This window comes from Rhizobium acidisoli (assembly GCF_002531755.2).
In the GTDB taxonomy this organism is placed as follows: domain Bacteria; phylum Pseudomonadota; class Alphaproteobacteria; order Rhizobiales; family Rhizobiaceae; genus Rhizobium; species Rhizobium acidisoli.
Window position 1 is genome coordinate 72,302 of the sequence record NZ_CP035000.1, and the last position, 19,546, is coordinate 91,847.

General features: G+C 60.5%; 16 protein-coding genes and 2 pseudogenes. 9 read left to right on the plus strand and 9 right to left on the minus strand.

Features of this window, described 5'->3' with window-relative positions; translation table 11 throughout:
- Window positions 1-363: 363 nt before the first annotated feature.
- The 3 genes from CO657_RS25990 to CO657_RS26000 all read right to left on the minus strand — a co-directional run bounded on the left by CO657_RS25990 (window position 364) and on the right by CO657_RS26000 (window position 5,329).
- Window positions 364-2,139 (minus strand): methyl-accepting chemotaxis protein, encoded by a 1,776-nt coding sequence (locus CO657_RS25990; protein ID WP_054185235.1) that lies wholly within the window; start codon window positions 2,137-2,139, stop codon window positions 364-366.
- Window positions 2,140-2,289: 150 nt separating this feature from the next.
- Window positions 2,290-4,473, minus strand: coding sequence for a DUF1217 domain-containing protein (locus CO657_RS25995; RefSeq protein ID WP_054185284.1), 2,184 nt, complete (start codon window positions 4,471-4,473; stop codon window positions 2,290-2,292).
- A gap of 208 nt (window positions 4,474-4,681) precedes the next feature.
- Entirely contained in the window at window positions 4,682-5,329 is a 648-nt protein-coding gene (locus CO657_RS26000) for a TetR/AcrR family transcriptional regulator (protein WP_054185236.1), read from the minus strand.
- A gap of 165 nt (window positions 5,330-5,494) precedes the next feature.
- Between CO657_RS26000 and CO657_RS26005 the strand changes: the two genes are divergently transcribed.
- The 8 genes and pseudogenes from CO657_RS26005 (at window position 5,495) to CO657_RS26040 (ending at window position 12,484) form a co-directional block, all read left to right on the plus strand.
- Window positions 5,495-6,373 carry an EF-hand domain-containing protein gene (locus tag CO657_RS26005; protein ID WP_054185237.1) on the plus strand — a complete coding sequence of 293 codons (879 nt, stop codon included), beginning with the start codon at window positions 5,495-5,497 and terminating at the stop codon, window positions 6,371-6,373.
- Between the two features lie 319 nt (window positions 6,374-6,692).
- A complete protein-coding gene (locus tag CO657_RS26010; RefSeq protein ID WP_054185238.1) occupies window positions 6,693-7,985 on the plus strand; it encodes a flagellar hook protein FlgE in 1,293 nt (430 codons plus the stop codon).
- A gap of 13 nt (window positions 7,986-7,998) precedes the next feature.
- Window positions 7,999-9,207: pseudogene (gene flgK / locus CO657_RS26015) on the plus strand (flagellar hook-associated protein FlgK); the annotation flags it as partial.
- Window positions 9,204-9,524 (plus strand): annotated as a pseudogene (locus tag CO657_RS26020) (flagellin); the annotation flags it as partial. The pseudogenes flgK and CO657_RS26020, both read left to right, overlap by 4 nt.
- Before the next feature lie 10 nt (window positions 9,525-9,534).
- Window positions 9,535-9,909, plus strand: coding sequence for a hypothetical protein (locus CO657_RS26025; RefSeq protein ID WP_054185239.1), 375 nt, complete (start codon window positions 9,535-9,537; stop codon window positions 9,907-9,909).
- Window positions 9,910-10,094: 185 nt separating this feature from the next.
- Complete coding sequence (locus CO657_RS26030) at window positions 10,095-10,958, plus strand: DUF6502 family protein (protein WP_054185240.1); 864 nt, start codon at window positions 10,095-10,097, stop codon at window positions 10,956-10,958.
- Complete coding sequence (locus CO657_RS26035) at window positions 10,955-11,992, plus strand: DUF5666 domain-containing protein (protein ID WP_054185241.1); 1,038 nt, start codon at window positions 10,955-10,957, stop codon at window positions 11,990-11,992. The genes CO657_RS26030 and CO657_RS26035 overlap by 4 nt, the downstream gene beginning before the upstream one ends.
- 243 nt (window positions 11,993-12,235) lie before the next feature.
- On the plus strand, window positions 12,236-12,484 hold the full coding sequence (locus CO657_RS26040; RefSeq protein WP_054185242.1) for a hypothetical protein: 249 nt from the start codon (window positions 12,236-12,238) through the stop codon (window positions 12,482-12,484).
- A 107-nt stretch (window positions 12,485-12,591) separates the two neighbouring features.
- Here CO657_RS26040 and CO657_RS26045 read toward each other — a convergent pair whose 3' ends face one another.
- Window positions 12,592-13,005: a type II toxin-antitoxin system VapC family toxin gene (locus CO657_RS26045; RefSeq protein ID WP_054185243.1), complete on the minus strand. Its 414-nt coding sequence runs from the start codon at window positions 13,003-13,005 to the stop codon at window positions 12,592-12,594.
- Window positions 13,002-13,250 (minus strand): type II toxin-antitoxin system VapB family antitoxin, encoded by a 249-nt coding sequence (locus CO657_RS26050; protein ID WP_082366349.1) that lies wholly within the window; start codon window positions 13,248-13,250, stop codon window positions 13,002-13,004. The genes CO657_RS26045 and CO657_RS26050 overlap by 4 nt, the downstream gene beginning before the upstream one ends.
- 251 nt (window positions 13,251-13,501) lie before the next feature.
- Here CO657_RS26050 and CO657_RS26055 point away from each other — a divergent pair, with 251 nt between their 5' ends.
- Window positions 13,502-15,319: a methyl-accepting chemotaxis protein gene (locus CO657_RS26055; RefSeq protein WP_054185245.1), complete on the plus strand. Its 1,818-nt coding sequence runs from the start codon at window positions 13,502-13,504 to the stop codon at window positions 15,317-15,319.
- Between the two features lie 12 nt (window positions 15,320-15,331).
- On the opposite strand, the gene doeB is transcribed toward CO657_RS26055, so the two are convergent.
- From doeB to eutB, 4 genes are read right to left on the minus strand one after another with little or no spacing between them, the layout of a single operon-like run.
- A complete protein-coding gene (gene doeB / locus CO657_RS26060; RefSeq protein ID WP_054185246.1) occupies window positions 15,332-16,339 on the minus strand; it encodes a N(2)-acetyl-L-2,4-diaminobutanoate deacetylase DoeB in 1,008 nt (335 codons plus the stop codon).
- Between the two features lie 7 nt (window positions 16,340-16,346).
- Window positions 16,347-17,528 (minus strand): ectoine hydrolase DoeA, encoded by a 1,182-nt coding sequence (gene doeA, locus CO657_RS26065; protein ID WP_054185247.1) that lies wholly within the window; start codon window positions 17,526-17,528, stop codon window positions 16,347-16,349.
- 23 nt (window positions 17,529-17,551) lie between these two features.
- Window positions 17,552-18,544 carry an ectoine utilization protein EutC gene (eutC, locus tag CO657_RS26070; protein ID WP_054185248.1) on the minus strand — a complete coding sequence of 331 codons (993 nt, stop codon included), beginning with the start codon at window positions 18,542-18,544 and terminating at the stop codon, window positions 17,552-17,554.
- Window positions 18,541-19,542: a hydroxyectoine utilization dehydratase EutB gene (gene eutB / locus CO657_RS26075; RefSeq protein WP_054185249.1), complete on the minus strand. Its 1,002-nt coding sequence runs from the start codon at window positions 19,540-19,542 to the stop codon at window positions 18,541-18,543. Before eutB ends, eutC begins: the two co-directional genes overlap by 4 nt.
- Between the last annotated feature and the right edge of the window lie 4 nt (window positions 19,543-19,546).

The window sequence follows — 19,546 nt, forward strand, 5'->3', positions numbered from 1 at the left end:
CAAGTGCCATCAAGGACGAATTGTCAATGGGTCATGCTGAAAAAACGCGCAGCGGCGCACGTGGTGATTTTTTCGGCAGTGCAGCATTTTCCTGCCGCTTGCGAGGCTGATCGCCTGGCTGCGTTCCGACGTGTCGGGGAATGGATATGGAGGCCGCATCGCAGCGGCCGGCAATGTCTTCATTGCCGAAGCGAGACAGAAGTCCAACCTTATGACAAGGGCAAGAGCGCGTGCTTCAGGTTATCCAGTGGGGTGCCACGCTCTACTCGAACCCGAGGCGCCGCCCCCCCGGAGCTGCCCTCAGACCCACGGCGCCGCGCCTTTAGGCGTGCAAGCAACGCTGTCGCTTTGATTTGAGCTAAATCAGAATTCTTCCCAATCGGACTTCAGCGCGGCAGCCGCCGATCCATGAGCCGAGCCCGTGCGGACAACTTTTAAAGCCGACGGCACCGAAGGGTGACGCCCCGCCTGCGACGACGAAGATCGTGTTTTCGGCCCGTCATCGAAACGGAACTGCTCAAGGAGCTTGAACAGCGCGGCAGCCTCCCGGGCAAGGCCATGGCTTGCAGCAGTCTGCTCCTCGACCATTGCGGCATTCTGCTGCGTTCCCTGGTCGACGGTGTTGATGGCCTGGCTGATGCCGCCGAGCGCCGTCGATTGCTCGCGCGCCGCCTCGACAATCGCCGTGACGTTGGTATTGATTTCGTGAACCTGAGTGGCGATTTCCCGCAGCGCCGATCCAGCGTTCGTCACCAGGGCGACGCCGTTTGCGACATGGGAACCGGACGCCGTAATCAGGCTCTTGATTTCTTTCGCCGCCTTCGCCGAGCGCTGCGCCAGTTCGCGCACCTCCTGGGCGACGACCGCAAACCCCTTGCCGGCCTCCCCTGCCCGCGCCGCTTCTACGCCGGCATTGAGCGCCAAAAGGTTTGTCTGGAAGGCAATCTCATCGATGACGCCGATGATGTTGGAAATTTCGCGAGACGAGGTTTCGATCTGATCCATCGCTCCGATCGCATCCCGCACCACCTGGCCGGAATGCTCCGCATGGTCCCTGGTGCGCGCCACCAGTTGACCGGCCTCCTCGGCGCGGCGGCTCGAATCCTTGACCGTGGTGGTAATCTCCTCAAGCGCGGCCGCCGTCTCTTCGACGGATGCCGCCTGCTGCTCGGTGCGTTTTGCCAGGTCATCGGCTGCCGTGCGGATTTCGTTGGAACCGGCCGAAATCGCCTTGGCGTTTTCCGCCACCGTTGCCATCGCGTCCTTCAGCTTCTCCGAGGCGCTGTTGAAATCGGTGCGCAGCCGCTCCAGCGAAGGAATGAAAGGCTTCACGATCGTCTGCGACAGGTCGCCGTCGGCAAAGTTCGTCAGGCAGTAAGCAAGTTGTTCGACATTCTCGACGCGTGCCGTCACGTCGGTTGCGAACTTGACGACTTTGAACACTTTGCCGTTCAGGTCGAAGATCGGATTGTAGGAGGCCTGGATATAGACTTTGCGCCCGCCCTTCCCCACCCGCATGAATTCGTCGGCAATCAGCTGGCCGCTCGCAAGCTTTCGCCAGAATTCCTTGTAGGCCTCCGACCTCGAATAGTCGGCTTCGCAGAACATCGAATGATGTTTGCCCTGGATCTCGGCAAGCGAATAGCCGAGGGCGGCAAGGAAATTGTCGTTGGCACCAAGCACTTCGCCGGCCGGCGTGAATTCGATGATCGCCTGAGCCCGCGACAAGGCGTTGATCTTGCCCGCATCCTCGGCGGATTTCAGCTTCTGCGCGGTGATGTCGGTTGCAATCTTGATGACCTTGACCGGTCTTCCGCGCCGGAACACGGGATTGTAGGACGCTTCGATCCAGACCTCGCGGCCGCCTTTTCCGAGCCGCTTATATTGCTGCTGATCGAATTTCCCGGCTGACAGCTTCGTCCAGAAAGCCTTGTATTCCGCCGAGGATGCATAGGCAGGTTCGACGAACATGCGGTGATGTTGTCCGGCGATCTCCCGCAACTCATAGCCGAGCGCCCGGCAGAAGTTTTCGTTCGCGGTGAGGATCATGCCTGACAAGTCGAATTCGATCATGGCTTGCGAGTTCGATAGAGCGGCGAGAGCCGCAACAGCATTTGCACCACGATCGAGAATATTCATCGCAATCCCCCCAGATTTCATAACCGGCAATTCGGACACGTCGCGAATATTTGCCTATGCTTATTAATGGGGATTTAATGATTAATATAAGGTTTAACGGGTCTTCTGAAGAGAATATTACACTCATCAAGAGATAAGGCCAAAGATCACTCAACCGGTTTTCAATTGCGCCATCGCAAGCAGTGTGTCCGCGCTGATCGACGCTGAGCCGGTCAGGATCGAAAGTGCCGACGACGTGGTGCCCGTGCCGTTGGCGACATCATACATGGCAGTGAAGCGTTTGATCAGATCGTCGACTTTGTCAGGATCTGCCAGATCCTTGATGTCGATGAAGTTGTTGACCATCTCGGCTTGCTTGTCGACGTCCATGTTCGAGACATAACTGGACAGATTGAAGGTCGTGGTAAAGAACTGGAAGAGCGCGCTGTCGCCCAGAATGCCATAGGCGCTCGAGATCTCCGGCGCCTTGCGCTGGAAGTAGAGCGCCAGGCGCACGCCGGTGTTGCTGTCACCCTGGTCGTCTTCGAGCGTCAGCCTGACATAGGAGTCGATCGTTTCCAGCACGTCGCCGCGCTGCTGCACCGTCCCGGTGGGATCGGCGAAAATATTGCCGTTCTGATCGAAATTGAACGAGCCGACGAGTTCGGCGAAGCGACTGTCATCCAGCTTGTTGACGTAACTGTCTTCGTCGTCGAGATCGGAAGAAAACATCTTCTTCAATTGGTCTGAGGTGACATCGTCCGGGTTGAGCCCCTTTGCCTCGAGCGCAAGGCTAACCAGGCGATCATCGGCCAGAAATTCGCTCGCCGTCGTGATCGTCGCCATCTGCTCGCGGAAATAGCTGATCTCGTCATCCGCCGCGTCGGTCGCCTCGGTCAGTTCGTCCCCGTCGAGGTAGCGGATCTTGTTCTGCTTGTAATAGGCGGCATAATCGTCGACGACGGATTCGGACATGGCCTGCAAAGGAACGGTAACGTCGCCATCGCTGTCGAAGTTGAATGCTTTGCGAAAGGCGACGAACCGGTCGTCGTCCAGGCTATTGACATAGCTTTTCGAGTCCGTTGGATCGCTTTCGAGAATTTTCCGCACCTGGCTTCTCGAAACGCTGTCCGGATCGATGTCGAAGGCGCGCAACGCCATTTCCCACATTTCCGGAAGATCGTCGTTGCCGTCAACGTCGTCATCGGCATTGGAGACGAGGAAATCGTCGATCGAGGTAACGCTGGCGATGCGCGTCGTATAATTGTCGACGGCATCTTCTGTGTCGGTGTTGGCGATCAGTGTCTGATAATTATCATCGAAGGCCGCCGTGGTCGTGGCGGTCTGTTCCGAGGTCTGGGCGGTGTCGCCATTGGCAAGCGCGCCGTCCTCGTCGAAATTGAAGGCGTCGTGCAGATCCGACAGGCCGATCGCGTCGGCGGTGTCGGCGCTTTTCAACGCCGCGGAAATGAAGCTATCGGTTTCGTCGTCGGTCAGTCCGTAGGCGATCCTGAGATAGCCGACCAGCTTGTCGTCGTTCATCAACTGATCGACGGAGGTGACGTTGCCAATCTCCGCGGCAAAATAGGTGTCATAGGCCTCTCCGGTGTCCGAAGAAGCAATCGTCGAGGAGGCTACCGCATAACCGCTCGTCACCAGCGAGATCTGGTCTTCCGACATCACGTCGCCGTTGGTCGAGCCGTCCTCGTTGAAGTTGAAGGCTTTTGCGAGGCTGACATAGACGTCGTCGCCGAGCTGGTTGACGAAACTGTCGGGATCGTCGAGATCGCTCGTCAAAACCTGCTTGAGGAAACTGGTGGAGGTGTATTCGGTGCTGAGACCGAAGGCCGTCAGCGCATAGTTCTTCAGTCTCGAACTCGACAGAAGGTCATCGACCGACGTGATTGACGAGATATTCTCTTCGAAATAATCCGTCTCGTCGGCAATGTCTTCCGCCTCGGTGTCGAAGGAACTCTCATAAGCATCGAGCAGAGTGTCCCGCTGCACGTCCGATTGCGCCGTCTTCGTCTCTCCGCCGAATTTGAAGGCGGCGGCGAACTCGGCATAGCGACCGTCGCTCAAACTGTTGGCGAAGCTCGATGAATCGCTGAGATCGCTTTCCAGCACCTTCTTCATGAAGGCCTTGGCATAGGTCATGTCGTCGAGCCCGTAGGCCTTCATGGCATAGGAATAGAGCTTGTAATCGCCCATGAACTCGTCGACCGTGGTGACCTTGCCGATGTTTTCCTTGTAATAGGCGCTGTCGCGGGCAACCGTGCCCTGGGACGCCACGCTCGAGAGGCTGGCGTTGAGATTACGCGCGACTGCGAGATAGCTTACATAGGTGGAAACCAATGCTTGTCCCTTTTCATGGGCGCGGCAGCGCGCGCGAAAGCCTGCCGGCAGCCGCGGTGATAATTTCGATCCTGCTGGGATGTCGTCGCCGGTCATGGCGATGCGCAGCCACATTCATGTGGCCGAATCAATTTAATAGAACTATATAGTTCTATAATTCATTCAATGGGGAATTGGAAGACAAAAGTCGAAGCATCGCTTTTCGGGTCTACGAAGCCCCGACGCCGGCGGCGAAGATTGCGATGCAGCGGCGAAGATGGGCGAGCAGTCCGACCCGGTCGGGCCATGCCTGGGCGCGCCCTTCCGGCGGACCCATACCGCCGAAGATCATGTCCATCAGCATCCGGGCTCCGCTCGCCGGATCATCAAGCGTCAATCTGCCTTCCGCCCGGCGATCGCTCAACCAGTCGGCGAGGTGTTGACGGCTGGCAAGCATGCCTTCGCGCTGGAGAATGTCGATAAGCTCTGGAAACTGCGCCGCTTCGCGAAAGACGAGCTGCAGAAAACCGGCGCGGTCCGCATCCTTCGCCTCATCCATGTCGATCATGAAGATATGCTCGAGGCTTTCGGCGATCGGAAGGTCTTCCGCGGGCCTCGGCAGGTCGAGCATCAGGCGCCGATGCGCGCCCACCACGGCGGCAAACAGCTCTTCCTTGCTCTGAAACAGCTTGTAGAGCGTCTGTTTCGAGACACCCGCCTCGGTGGCCACCACCGCGGTGGTGCTTCCGGCATAGCCGTACTTTACAAAAACACGGCGGGCGATTTCGACGATATGCGTCCGCTTGTCCTCATCGCTGGAGACTTTCGGCCGGCCTCGCTTGCGCGGCTCATCTGCGGGCTCGTCGACACCATCCATGACGATCTAAACCGCTTTACAGAAGCGCACGCCGACGGCCCGGAAAAGCGGACTGCGATTTCTGAGGGATGAGTTTTTCGGTTGTGGCATTAGTAATTTCGATTTAGAGAACTAATCAGTTCTGTAATGCGTTGCATCCCCACCCTCTTTAGCGATGGAGCGCTTATGACGACCATTTCCGCCGCAACATCGATTTCTTCCTATTCCTATAGCAAGAACTCGACATCCGCATCCCAGGACATCCTATCCTGTAATACGGTTTCGGCAAAAAAATCAACCACAAGCCAGCAGCTCGGCGAAGACTCGACCAACAGCGCCGAAAAACTCATGTCCCAGCTGATGTCGCTGACGATGAACGGCCTTAGCGGACAGTCCGGCTCCAGCGGGGAGCAGGACGGTGATGAAGGCATGGATGTTGCGCAGCTGGACACCGATGGCGACGGCTATGTGAGCAAGGCCGAGTTCGTCGCGGCCAGGCCATCAGACGTGACCGAGGATCAGGCGGGTTCGCTGTTCGACAGCTTCGACAGCGAAAGCGCCGGCTCGCTGTCGGTCGATGCGCTCACCGAGGCCATGTCCGCCCAGAGATCGGAGCGGGCGGGCGGGCCACCGCCGCCGCCGCCCGAAGGCGATGACGAGCTTTCATCGCTGCTCTCCGATCTCGATACCGATGGAGACGGGCTGGTGAGCAAGGCGGAATTCGTCGCAGGCCGGCCGTCCGATGTGAGCGAGGATCAGGCAGGCACGCTGTTCGACAGCTTCGACAGCGAAAGCGCCGGCTCGCTGTCGGTCGATGCATTGACCGAGGCGATGTCCGCTCAGTCGTCGCAACGGCCCGACGGACCGCCACCGCCGCCGCCCGCCGAGGATGAGCAGACCGCATCCCTGCTGTCCGATCTCGATACCGATGGAGACGGGCTCGTATCATTGGACGAGTTCATGGCCGGCAGGCCGGACGACGTCACCGAAAGCCAGGCGAGCCAGCTATTCGATCTTCTCGACACATCGGGCAGCGGTTCATTGTCCACAAGCACCACGAGTTGACAGCCGATAAGGAGCGTCGCGTCGCAGTCACTGGAGAAGCTGCAATGCGGCGGTCTGACAGCGGCCCGGCAATCGAGCCGGCAGAGCTTTCAGCCGGGCCGCTGAACTATCGAAGTATTTACATGGTGCGCCGTGACAGGCGCACCGCACCAGCGCGCGGATGAGCCGCAGCGCCTATCGCCATCACGGGGTCAATCCAGACAATCAGATCATCCACCGGTGTGGGCTTTGCCCGGCGCCAGTGATGTCGTGCGCCCGTTATTCGGGCCTGGAGGCCTCTCGTCACATGGCATGTTCCCAAACCTTAAAGGATTGAGCCATGAGCATTTTTGGAAGCATGAAAACCGCCGTCTCCGGCATGAGCGCCCAGGCAAACCGGCTGAGCACGGTTTCCGACAATATCGCCAACGCAAACACGGTCGGCTACAAAGCCGTCTCCACATCCTTCTCGTCGCTAGTGCTGCCGTCGTCCTCAGGCAATTACAATTCCGGCGGCGTCCAGACATCCGTGCGCCAGGCGATTTCTCAACAGGGCGACATTTCCTATACGACCTCGGATTATGACCTGGCGATATCAGGAGATGGCTTCTTCATCGTGCAAAGCGCCGACGGCACCCCGGTCCTCACCCGGGCCGGCGACTTCTCCGTCGACAGCGACGGCAACCTGGTCAACGGCGCCGGTTTTACCCTCATGGGATATTCCTATGATTCCGGTGTGCCGGCGGTTGTTGTCAACGGCTTCGATGGGCTGGTGCCGGTCAACGTATCCCAATCGGGATTGAGCGCGGTTGCTTCGACCAGCGCCTATTTCAGCGGCAACCTGAATTCCGAGGCAACCGTCGTCACCGATACGACGACGCTGCCGAGCGCCAACACGTCCGATGTCACCGACGATACGCAGAAGATGTCGCTCGTTGCCTATGACAGCCTCGGCGGCACCGTCCAGTACGACTACTATTTCACCAAGACTGGTGTGACGACGGATTCCACCGGCGCGGTCACCGGAAGCACCTGGGAGGTAGCGGTTTACCGCAATGCCGATGCCTCTACCGGCGGCACGACGTCCTTCCCTTACTCCTCCAGTGCCGTGAGCGTCGCGACGCTCTCCTTCGACGCCGACGGCCAGCTGACCTCTTCGGCCGACACCGATATCGTCGATCCGGTCACTGCAAAGACGATCACCATGGATTATTCGGACTTCACCCAGCTTGCCTCCGACTTCTCGGCGACAGGCTCTGCCGATGGTCAGGCCGCAAGTGCGGTGAGTTCGGTGTCCATCGGCACGGACGGGGTGGTGTCGGTTTCCTATGCGAACGGGGCGACCAAGGCTCTCTATCAGATCCCGCTTGCGACGGTCGCCAGCCCCGATAATCTGACGCTGCTCAGCGGCAACGTCTACAGCGCCAACGGCCAGTCGGGCGTTACCGTCACCGGCTTTCCGCAGACAAACGGGCTCGGCTCCATTCAATCAGGCGCCCTCGAGAGCTCGAACGTCGATCTCGCCGGCGAACTGACGGAGATGATCGAGGCACAGCGCAGCTATACCGCCAATTCGAAGGTGTTTCAGACCGGCTCCGATATCATGGATGTCCTCGTCAACCTGAAACGATAGAGGGAGCGCCTAGATGTCGCTTACCTCCGCCTTGAACAGCGTCCAAAGTATTTTCAACAATACGGGCCAGCAAAGCAGTGTCGTCTCGACCAACATCGCCAATGTCGGAAATTCCGACTATGTGAGACGGGAGGCGTCGATCACGACGTCTCTCTCCGGCGCCCAGGTCGTCAGCATCAGCCGGGCGCAGGAAACTGCGCTGCTGGCGCAATATCTGCAATCGAACTCTAAGGACAGCGCGCAGCAGACGCTGGTGACCGGCCTCGAAAGCTTGAAGTCGCTGATGGGCGGCAACGATTACGAGACCTCGCCGAGCACATACCTCTCGGCATTTCAGCAGGCGCTGCAGACCTTCGCCACATCACCGAGCAGCACGACCGCGGCGCAATCGGCCGTCACCTCCGCGCAGGATCTTGCCAATTCGCTGAATACCGCAAGCGACGGCGTCCAGTCGATCAGGGCCGATGCCGACGCGGAGATCGCCACGCAGGTCTCCTCGCTGAATACGCTGCTGTCGCAGTTCGAGACGGCCAACAATGCCGTCAAGCTGGCGACGGCGACGGGCGCCGATACCTCCTCGGCGCTCGACGAACGAGAAAAGCTGTTGAAGCAGATCTCCTCGATCGTCGGCGTCACCACCGCGGTGCGCGACAACAACGACATGGCGCTCTACACCTCCGACGGCACGGTGCTGTTCGAGACCGTACCGCGCACCGTCACATACGTGCCGACGACAACCTATGTGGCCGGAACGGAGGGCAATTCGGTCTATATCGACGGCGTTGCGCTCGACGCCGGCGCGGGATCGACGACCAGCGCCTCGGGCAGCCTCCAGGCGCTGCTGCAGCTTCGCGACGACATCGCGCCGACATTCCAGGCCCAGCTCGACGAGATCGCCAAGTCGCTCGTCCAGGCCTTCTCGGAAACCGACGGCAGCACCAGCGCGCCCGGACTTTTCGTCTGGACCACCGCGTCGGGGACATCAGGGGGAACACCGTCGGATTCCGACGATATCACCGGCATCGCGTCGTCGATCTCGGTCAATCTTGCCGTCGTTACCAGCGAGGGCGGTGATGCCACGAAGCTGCGCGACGGAACGATCAGCGGCATCACCGATCTCAACAGCGCGGGAGACAGCGGGTTCTCGGACAATCTCGACGCCCTCTATACGGCGTTGACGGAACAGCGCTCGTTCTCCTCAGACGCCGGTCTTTCCTCGTCGTCTCCGCCCTCTTCGGCCAGGATCTGAGCTCCGACGCGCAGAGCACCGTCGCGACGAAGGCGATCGGTTATGCGGCGCAGGCGACATCGGGCATCGTCACCCAGCAAAGCCAGCTCGGCCTCTCGCAGGAGCGGCTCGAAAAGGCGAATGACGCCCTCGATGCCCAGTCGAGCCTGCTCCAGGGAAAACTCGTCGATCTCCAGGGCGTGGATGCCTACGAGGCATCGACACTCGCCAACCAGCTGCAGACGCAGCTGGAAACAGCCTACACGCTCGTCTCGAAACTCCAGGGCCTGAGCCTGGTCAACTATCTCTGACGGATTGAACATGCGGGAATTAAAACGGCTGCAAATACCGGCCTTAACCAGAGAGCCCAACGCGAGCTGCTCCGAAATCGTGGCGGAGGCGGCCTTCGCGCTTGCCTCCGGCATCATCAATACGATCCCTTTCGTCGGCAACAAGCTCGACGAACAACAGGCCCAGGCCTGGCCGCGATCGGGGATTTTCACCGATGACGGCGTCGAGATGACGGGCACACCCCCTGAAATATTCGAGCTTTGCGAGCTTTTGGCCTCCTATATCGAGAAAGGCTCGTCATTCGACGTCTTCGAGGTTTTCCACAAGATTGCTCGGATCGACCGCTTGATCGACTGGCGTCAGGGCGCCTTGCTTTCCCCAGAGTCTGAGAACACAAGGCATTGATAGACTAATGTAAAATATCTTCCGGAAGGTGTTGTAGTCATGCCCGCGTCGCCAGGGGGCATGGCATAGGCCGGGCTTGCATGTCGCCTGTGCGTTGCGGCAGGGTGGGCCTTGCCTTAAAGGAGACCGAGGCTGCTGCCGAAGGTCTTTCGGCAACGGTCTTTCAGGGACCAAGTGTGTTGTCGATGTCAAAGCCGCGCGCGAAGCTGCCATTCTCCGAAGAGACCTTGCAGGCCATGCTGATCCGCGTGCTGCGCCCGCTGGTTAAACTCGCTCTCGCCTCCGGTTTCAACTTCACCGCCTTTACCACCGTGCTTCGCCGCCTTTACATCGAAGTGGCGGAGAAGGAATTCGCGCTGCCGAACAAGCAGCAGACGGATAGCCGCATCTCGCTCCTGACGGGCATCCACCGCAAGGACGTCAACCGGCTGCGCGGACTGGCGCTCGATCCCTCATTCCTCACTGTCGGCGTTTCACAGACGAGCCGCATCCTTGCCCGCTGGCTTGCCGACCCGCTCTATTGCGATGCCGAGGACAGACCGAGCGCCCTGCCGCGAACATCAAGCGACGGCAGTCCGTCATTCGAAAGCCTGGTGAGCGACATCACCAAAGACGTCCATCCGCGCTCCATCCTGGACGAATGGCTGGACCGAGGCATCGTCGTTCTTGATGAGAACGGCCGGGTCCAGCTCGACCTCTCATCGATCGTCCCGAATGCCGGCGACGACGCCCGCCGGCATTATTTCACCCGCAACCTTCGTGATCATGTGCAGGCGTCGGTCATGAACCTGATGAACGAGCCTCCTCCCTATTTCGAACGCGCCGTTCACTATGACGGCATGTCGCCCGCGCTGGCGGCCCGGCTCGACGAACTTGCGCGCCAGGAAAGCATGACGCTGCTCCTGAAGCTCAACAAGATCGCCCATCAGGCGATCAAGGACGATGCCGGCGGCAACAGCCGCTGGATCGCGGGGCTCTATGTCATGACCGAGGAACGCGAAACGGATCCTGCAGCAGAAACCGCCTCCAAGCAGGAGATCGACGAATGAGCCCGTCGGCGATCTCGAGAAGACAGTTTCTGCTGGGCGGCATCGCGCTTCAGGTCCTGCGGCCGGAACTTGCCGCCGCGCAGCCGACAAGCACCAGCGATCACGGAATCGGCGGGTCCGGTCTTGCCATACAGGGAGGCGAGAACGAAGATCACGGGATCGGCGGAACCGGCATTGTCGGGACCATCCAGGGTTTCGGCAGCATCATCGTCAACAATATCCACATACCGTTCAGCGCGACGACGCCGGTGGAGATCGATGGGCGGCGCGTACCCGCGAGCGCGATGAAGGTCGGCCATGTCGCCCGGGTGCTGCTGACAGGAAAACGCGCCGCCCGCATTACGATCGTCAGCGAGGTCCAGGGCCGTATCGACCGGATCGATAAGACCGGCATGACCATATTGGCGCAAACCGTCGACACATCAGGTTTAGCGACGAAGGGCCTACGGAAAGGCAAACGGGTTGCCGTGTTCGGCATCCGCAAACCCGACGGTACGATCATTGCCCGGCGTATCGAGCCCCGTTCCGTGTCCGACGGCGCCCATCTCCGCGGTGTTCCCGTCAAGAACGGTAACCGCGTCGTGATCGGCGGCCTTTCGCTTGGAAGCACGCATGGCTACCTCGCCGGCAAACAAACGCTCGTGCGCCTCAAGGCGATCGCCGATCGCTCGGTGATTACCCGCGTTCAGACCGAACCGGTGGTGCCAGGCCTCAAACGCGGCATTGTCAATATCGAGGCCTTCCGGCCCACGGACAGAGGCGAGGCGGGTTCCGGACCGGGTTCGGCGCCTTCCGGCTTCGTCGATATCGGCGTCCGGGATTCGAGCAGAATGACCGGCTTTCCCGGACCTGGTCCCGATGGCTTCGGTTCCCGCCCGCCGCACGCCCCGGGGGATGGACCGCGGCCCGATCACGCGCCTTTCGGCAGAGGTGGGCCGGACGGAGATTTTCCGGCTCCGGACAGGCGAGGCCCGCCACCCGGCCCCGGCGGCCCGCCTCCGGGGTCGCCGCCCCCGGATCCGGGTCCGCACTGAAAACGCAGTCACCCATATTGACATATGGGAAATTTTCCCATTTTATTGCTCTTGCGAATTCGCATTGGGTGATTCCAGGACGGGTTTGCCGATTGGCTAGCGGGTTCGCCCCACGCCCGCTAGCCAATCGTTTGATTTTAAAACGCTTTTTAAGTCAAACCATGTGCACGCGTAATTGCGGGAATGGCCCACGCTCGATGGGGCCATCCGAACCAGTCATCATTGCCCAAGAGGAATCAGAAATTGCTTTTGCTGGAACGCGAACCGGATATTTCGATCGAGATGGATGAGCCGGCCGTCGTCGCGACCTGGGAAAACCGCACGCAAATCATCGAAATCATGCAGAGCGCGCGTGAGATGAGCCAGGAATTCCAAAATCTTTGGAAGAACAGCGGCGAAACGGGTCGGCTCAGCCAGGACGATACGGATAGATTGGTCGAGCTGCTGCGCGAGATCGGTGACCTCAACAATACGCTGATGCGATTGGCGTGAAAGGCGTCGTTGCCGGACTATCACTGACGGCCGACTGCTGCTGAACGTCGGCAACTGAACAACCGTCCGCCAGGATTTGGCTCGTTACTTCCTCTCACCGCCAGGCATCAAAAGGTCCATGGGGAGATTAATTCAAGCCCAGTGGTCGCGAAATCGTCGAGGTTTCGCGTGGCAAGTCGACTGCCATTGACCCGCGCAATTGCGGCGATCATACCATCCGGCGCCGACATTCCGCGCCCCCGACGAGCGGCATCGCCCATTATGTCGCCGTAGGCGAGAGCAGCCTCCTCGGTCAAACCAAAAATCCGATCCGCGAAACGGCGGCGCCATTCAGACAGCCCCCGTTCGAGGCGTTCGGCTCGCTGATCGGGCCGGATCTTCTGGATGCCGAAAGCGATTTCGGCAATCGTCACCGTCGGCAGCGCCAATTCAGCATCATGACGGACGAGCCATGCGGTCACGGCTTCGTTGGGAAATTTTTTCAAGGTTTCCGAAACAACGTTGGTATCGAGAAAAATCAAAGCTCAATGCCCTTATGAACCTGCCGGCCTTTCCCGATGACTGCTTCAAGGTCGATGTCCGTCCCGCTTTGCTGCGACAGCCTATGATAAAAGGACGCAGCCGGCTCTCGACCAGCTTCACGGATTTCGTAAGATTCGAGGGCGCGCTCGACAATGTCGGCTATCGAGCGGTTTTCGCGGCGCGCAAGCCGGTGCGCGAGATCACGCGCCTTTGCGCTTCTTACCGAAAGCTGCGGCTCGGCCATATTGATCTCCTTTTCCAGTAAATATAGCCACTGCTACGCCTGCCATCAAGATGGCAAATGATGGCTTGATATTGGGAGCTCTTAGCAACGCATGATTACCCCAATTTTGGACAATCGACGGGCGAGAAAAAAGCCGGCCAATCCCCGACCACTAAAGGAATTAACTATATTTCAGTGGTCTTGCGAAATAATGCGGTACGTAGATCAGGCCTTTCGACGTGGAAAGGCCACAAGTTATTTGGAGAAAAGCCTTGGCTTTTACTATTGCCCGTAGCCTGGTGGCATTTGGTGTCGCCGTTTCAGCAGGCCTTTTCATGTCGATCGGATTGCAGCAATCGGCCCTCGAACGGCTGAAGGTCAACGGCCCGGTTTACGAGCAGGTCGTCTACGGTAAGGATCTGATCGCCGATATTCTGCCGCCGCCGCTGTTTGTGGTCGAATCCTACATGCTGTCCTTCGAGGCGAGCAAATTTCCCGAACTCACCGACACCAATCTAGCCAAGATCGCCAATCTCAAGGCCGCTTACGACGACCGCCGCGCCTATTGGAAAACCACCCGGCTGCCACAGACTTTGAAGGACGAACTTGAAAACGATGTCCTCGCCAAGGGTGATACATTCTGGGACGTGATGAACAGTCAAATCATCCCGGCCCTGAACGCCAAGGACGAAGACAAGGCGCATGGGGCGATCGAGCAGTTGCGCGTCGCCTTTCATTCGCACCAGGACGCGGTGGAGAAGCTCGTCGCCAATTCCGATGCCTTCCTGAAGGGCGAGGAGCACAATGCCGCCTCGGAAATCGTCACCTGGACGATCTATGCCGGGGCAGCAGGCTTCGGATCCTTCGCTCTGTTGCTGGTCGGGCTCTACCTCCTGCGCCGACGCGCCATCGTACCGCTCGACGGCATGAAAGCCTATATGGGCAACCTCGCAGACGGCGATTTTTCGACCGAGGTTCCCTATGCCAGCCGCTCCGACGAGATCGGCGCCATGTCCAAGGCCGTGGCGGTCTTCCGCCGCAACGCGCTCGAGCGGCAGGAGGCGCAGAAGCGCGAGACGGCGCTTCGCGATGCGGAATTCGAACGCGAACGCAGCCAGATGGCCGACAAGGCGGCCGAAGAGCAGGTCCGCGAAACGGTGATCGCTCAATTGACCCACGGCTTGGACCAGCTATCGCACGGCAATCTCGATTGTCGGATCGCCACACCCTTTGCCGCCGCTTACGAGACTTTGCGCGCCAAGTTCAACGACAGCATGGACGCGCTTTGTGCCTCGATGGCCGAGATCGCCCAGACCTCCAAACAAGTGGACAGCGCCTCGGCCGACATTACGGGTGCAACCGAGAGCCTCGCATCGCGTACGGAACAGCAAGCCGCGATGCTCGAAGAGGCCACAGCCGCGCTCGGCGAGATGAATGCCAAGGCGAAAGACGCCTCCGATCATGCCGGCAAGGCGACCGGCATGATGGCCGAGACCCGCAACAGCGCCGAACATTCGGCGGCCGTCGTTCGCGAAGCGATCGCCGCCATGGAACGGATCGAGGGCTCGTCCTCGCAGATCGGCGACATCGTCAACGTCATCGACGAAATCGCCTTCCAGACCAATTTGCTGGCGCTGAATGCCGGGGTTGAAGCGGCCCGGGCAGGCGAAGCCGGCAAGGGTTTTGCCGTCGTGGCGCAGGAGGTGCGGGAACTTGCTATGCGCTCGGCCAACGCCGCCAAGGAGATCAGGGCTCTGATTTCCACATCCTCGTCGCAGGTTTCCAACGGGGTGGAGCTTGTCAACCGCACCGGCAAGGCGCTTCAGGAAATCGAAGGACAGGTCGAGCAGGTTGCTGGGCTCATCGCCCGGATCGTGTCTGTATCCTCCGAGCAGGCGGTGGCGATCCGCGAGATCAATGCCTCCGTCAATGCTCTCGACCAGGTGACGCAACACAATGCGACGATGGCCGTCGAAACCGCTTCGGCCTGCCGCGCGCTCGGCACCCAAACGCAGACATTGGCAGGGGTCGTCAGGCGCTTTCAGATCGACGCGGCAGCGAGCATGTCAAGGCCTCGTCAAGCGGCTTGATTGCCGGCCTCTTCAGCCGGTAACGATCGCGACCACGGCGACGCAATCGCCTGACTTGACCAGTCCGGGAAAATGCCGGGCGCAGAGGATGCCATCCATGCCGGCGCGGACCTCGTGGGGGGCCACTCCGGTCCGCCCGGTCGGATAGATGCGAGCGATGACGGCATCCTTACCGACGGCTTCACCGAGATCGATGATGGGCTCGATCAACCCGCCCTCCTCAGCGAAGGAAAAACACCGGCCGTCCGGCATGTCGAGCCAAGTGGTCGGACCGACATCGGCGGCGCCCGCAACGATCCCGGCGTGGCGCAGCACGTTCATGTTGCCGCGCTTGGCAATCGCCGCACTCTTGGCCGTAGCCGTCCCGCCGCCGCCGAGTTCCGTGGTGATGAAGACCTTGCCCATCTCCTCGGCCGCGGTGTCGTACATGCCGACCGCATCGATCTCCAGCATCTTCATCGAATAGGGCGCGGCAAAGGCTGTCACATATTCCAAAGCCTGTGCCTCTTGTTGCTTGTTGGACAGGATATGACCTGCGCAGAACGGCAGAAAATCGAGCGTCTTGCCGCCGGAATGGAAATCGAGAACCAGATCGGCCATCGGCAGGAGCACTCGCTGGAAATAGTCGGCGATCTTCTGCGTCACCGTGCCGTCCGGCCGGCCCGGAAAGCTGCGGTTCATGTTGCCCCTGTCGATCGGCGAGGTCCTGGTTCCCGCAAGGAATGCCGGATAATTCATCGCCGGCACGATGATGACGGCGCCGCTCACCTCCTCGGCCTTCAGCGAGCGGGCAAGGTCGAAAAGCGCGATCGGTCCTTCATACTCGTCGCCGTGATTGCCGCCGGTCAGCAGTGCCGTCGGTCCCTCGCCGTTCCTGACGACCGTTAGAGGGATCATCACCGAGCCCCACGCGGAATCGTCGCGGCTGTAAGGCAGCCTGAGGAAGCCATGCTGGACGCCCTCGGCGGTGAAATCCACCGTCGCGCTGATCGGCGACGGCCGCAAGCCAATCTCTGTCATGACGGCCTCAATCCTTGACCATCAGCTTGCGCGGCACATTGGCGAAGCATTCGACACCGCTTTCGGTGATCAGGATACTCTCGGTCGTTTCGAAACCCATGTCGTCGAGCCAGAGGCCGGTCATGAAGTGGAAGGTCATGCCGGGCTTCAACTCCGTCCGGTCGCCCGGCCGCAGACTCATGGTCCGCTCGCCCCAGTCCGGCGGATAGGACAGCCCGATCGGATAACCGGTGCGGTTGTCCTTGACGATGCCGTATTTCTTCAGCACCGCGAAGAAGGCGTTGGCGATGTCCTCGCAGGTATTGCCGGGCTTGGCGACGGCAAGACCGGCTTCCATGCCCTCGAGCGTTGCTTTTTCGGCATCGAGAAAAGCCTGTGTAGGTTTGCCGAGGAAGACGGTGCGCGATAGCGGCAGGTGATAACGGTTGTAGCAGCCGGCAATCTCGAAGAAGGTGCCCTCGCCCTTTTTCAGCGGCCGGTCGTCCCAGGTCAGATGCGGCGCGGAAGCTTCGACGCCGGACGGCAGCAGCGGCACGATCGCCGGATAATCGCCGCCGATGCCGTCGACACCGCGAGTGCCGGCATCATAGATTTCCGCGACTAGATCGCATTTGCGCATGCCGACCTCGATCTTGTCGAAGATGCGGGCATGCATCGCTTCGACGATGCGGGCGGCATTGCGCATATATTTGATTTCGGTCTCGCTCTTGACCGCGCGCTGCCAGTTGACCAGCGCGGTCGCGTCGACCAAGCGCGCATTCGGCAGATGTTTCTGCAGCGCCGCGAAGGCGGCCGCCGAGAACCAGTAATTGTCCATCTCGACCCCGATCGTCAGCTTGCTAGAGCCGCGCTCCGTCAAGATGCAGGCAAGGTAATCCATCGGATGCCGCTCGGTCGACTGCACGTAATGATCGGGATAGCCGACGATGTTGTCGTGCTTCAGATAGGTGGTGAACTTGGCGCCGTTGGCATCCTGGCCGCGGCCGAACCAGATCGGCTCGCCCTGCGGCGGCACGATCACTGCCTGGTGCACATAGAAGGACCAGCCGTCATAGCCGGTCAGCCAGGCCATGTTCGACGGGTCGCTGACAACAAGCAGGTCGACGCCCTTCGCCTCCATGGCGCGCCGTGTCTTTTCCAGCCGCGCGGCATATTCGCCGAGCGAGAATTTGAGTTTGGGCTGGGTCATGTTTCTTCCCTTCTTTCCGTCGGTCAGCTTTCGAATGTGGTCCCTGCCTTCGCCGCATTGGCGCGGGCAAAAGCGAGGGTGGCGATGGCGGTGTCCTGGATGCCGGTTCCCGTGAGGTCGGCGATGGTGATCTGGTCGTCGCTCGTCCGTCGCGGCACCCTGCCGGCAATGATCTGGCCAAGCTCGGCGAAGACCGCGTCGGGTGCGACCAGGCCGGCGTCGATTGCGTGATGCAGCTCGCCGAGACGACGCGCCTGCTTCAGGCTGTCGGCGACATAGAGGCCGGCGTCGGCGATGGCGGTCGGGTCGATCTCGTTCTTGTGCTCCGCATCCGAGCCCATGGCCGTCAGATGCTGCCCGGGTTCCAGCCACCCGGCCTTGATGATCGGCGCTTCCGAGGGTGTGGTGGTCACGACGATATGGGCGCCGGAGATTGCGCGCCCTGGATCCGATATCGCAGCGACGGGAAAGCCGAGCCTTGCGGCCAGTTCCGCTGCGGTGCTCTCGGCTTTTGCGGCATCGCGCGCCCATATCCTCGCTTCGCGGATCGGCCGCACCAGCGTCAGTGCTTCAAGCTGCAGCCGCGCCTGCATGCCTGCCCCGAAGATGGCGGCCACGGACGCATCTTCACGCGAGAGGTGCTTGGCCGCAACCGCGCCGGCTGCCGCGGTGCGTATGTCGGTGAGATAACCATTGTCCAACAGCAGCGCCTGCACCAGCCCGGTCCGGGTCGACAACAGCACCATCATACCGTTGGTGCTCGGCAGCCCGATCTTGGGATTGTCGAAGAAGCCAGGGCTGATCTTGATCGCGAAACCTTCGATCCCCGGGATATAGGCGGTCTTCACATCGACTTCGCCGCGATGTTCCGGAATGTCGAGCCGCAGGATCGGCGGCATGGCAACGGCCTTGGTCGCAAGCGCTGCGAAAGCCTCTTCGATACAGGCGACCGCATCGCGGTCGAGCCCGACGATCTTTCGCAATTGCGCTTCCGTCAGAATGATCATCTGGCTCATCGGTTATCCTCTCCGAACGGCACCGTCTCGCCGCTGATCACCCGACGGTGCTGTTCCATGTCGACATTCCGCCCAGACAGGATCGCAACGACGGGACCGCCGGAGCTGATCTTTCCCGCAAGCAGTGCGGCGATGCCGATCGCGCCCGCACCCTCCAGAATCTCGCGTTCGGCGGTATAAGCGTGGCGCATGCCGGCAGCGATTTCCGCCTCCGTCAGCAGGATGACGTCGTCGAGAAGGGCGCGGCACATGGCGAAGGTCACGTGATTGTCGAGGCCGATGCCGCCGCCGAGCGAGTCGGCAAGGCTTGGTAACTCCTCGACCTCAACGGGCCGGCCGGCATCGAGGCTCGCCTTCATCGCCGCACCCCGTTCCATCGTCAGGCCGATCACTCTCGTCGTCGGATTGACGCCCTTGATCGCGGCCGCAACGCCCGCCGCAAGACCGCCGCCGGAGAGAGGCACCAGAACCGTGGCCGCTTCTGGCAAGGCGTCGATAATCTCGAGCCCCAGCGTCCCCTGCCCGGCCACGACAGCTGGATGATCGAAGGGCGGCACCATGACAAGCCCTTCTTCGCCCACCAGCCGGTCGACCTCTAGCTGCGCCTCATCCTGCGACAATCCGACGATGCGGATATCGGCGGCGAGGCGGCGGATTTCCGAGATCTTGTTCTCCGGCACCAGCTGCGACATGCAGATGGTTGCAACTGCACCTTCAGCCTTCGCCGCATAGGCAAGCGCCCGGCCGTGATTTCCGGTCGAGGCGGCGACGACGCCGAGCGAGCGTTCCGCCGGCGATAAGGAGAGTACCGCATTGGTCGCCCCGCGCAGCTTGAAGCTGCCGGTCGTCTGATGATGTTCTAGCTTCAGCCAGACAGGAACGCCGGCAATGTCGCAAAGCGATGCCGACTGCACCATCGGTGTTTCGACAATCCGGCCGGCGATCCGCCGCGCCGCCGCGCGAATATCCTCCAGCGAAACGGGCAAGGAGCTGACCATGATC

What these genes read in the sequence shown, in the direction of transcription:
- eutC (WP_054185248.1), bottom strand. Translation starts at nt 18,544, where the DNA reads ATGAGCCAGATGATCATTCTGACGGAAGCGCAATTGCGAAAGATCGTC.
- CO657_RS26025 (WP_054185239.1), top strand. Translation starts at nt 9,535, where the DNA reads ATGCGGGAATTAAAACGGCTGCAAATACCGGCCTTAACCAGAGAGCCC.
- CO657_RS26000 (WP_054185236.1), bottom strand. Translation starts at nt 5,329, where the DNA reads ATGGATGGTGTCGACGAGCCCGCAGATGAGCCGCGCAAGCGAGGCCGG.
- eutB (WP_054185249.1), bottom strand. Translation starts at nt 19,542, where the DNA reads ATGGTCAGCTCCTTGCCCGTTTCGCTGGAGGATATTCGCGCGGCGGCG.
- CO657_RS26035 (WP_054185241.1), top strand. Translation starts at nt 10,955, where the DNA reads ATGAGCCCGTCGGCGATCTCGAGAAGACAGTTTCTGCTGGGCGGCATC.
- doeA (WP_054185247.1), bottom strand. Translation starts at nt 17,528, where the DNA reads ATGACCCAGCCCAAACTCAAATTCTCGCTCGGCGAATATGCCGCGCGG.
- CO657_RS25990 (WP_054185235.1), bottom strand. Translation starts at nt 2,139, where the DNA reads ATGAATATTCTCGATCGTGGTGCAAATGCTGTTGCGGCTCTCGCCGCT.
- doeB (WP_054185246.1), bottom strand. Translation starts at nt 16,339, where the DNA reads ATGACAGAGATTGGCTTGCGGCCGTCGCCGATCAGCGCGACGGTGGAT.
- CO657_RS26050 (WP_082366349.1), bottom strand. Translation starts at nt 13,250, where the DNA reads ATGGCCGAGCCGCAGCTTTCGGTAAGAAGCGCAAAGGCGCGTGATCTC.
- CO657_RS26030 (WP_054185240.1), top strand. Translation starts at nt 10,095, where the DNA reads ATGTCAAAGCCGCGCGCGAAGCTGCCATTCTCCGAAGAGACCTTGCAG.
- CO657_RS26005 (WP_054185237.1), top strand. Translation starts at nt 5,495, where the DNA reads ATGACGACCATTTCCGCCGCAACATCGATTTCTTCCTATTCCTATAGC.
- CO657_RS26010 (WP_054185238.1), top strand. Translation starts at nt 6,693, where the DNA reads ATGAGCATTTTTGGAAGCATGAAAACCGCCGTCTCCGGCATGAGCGCC.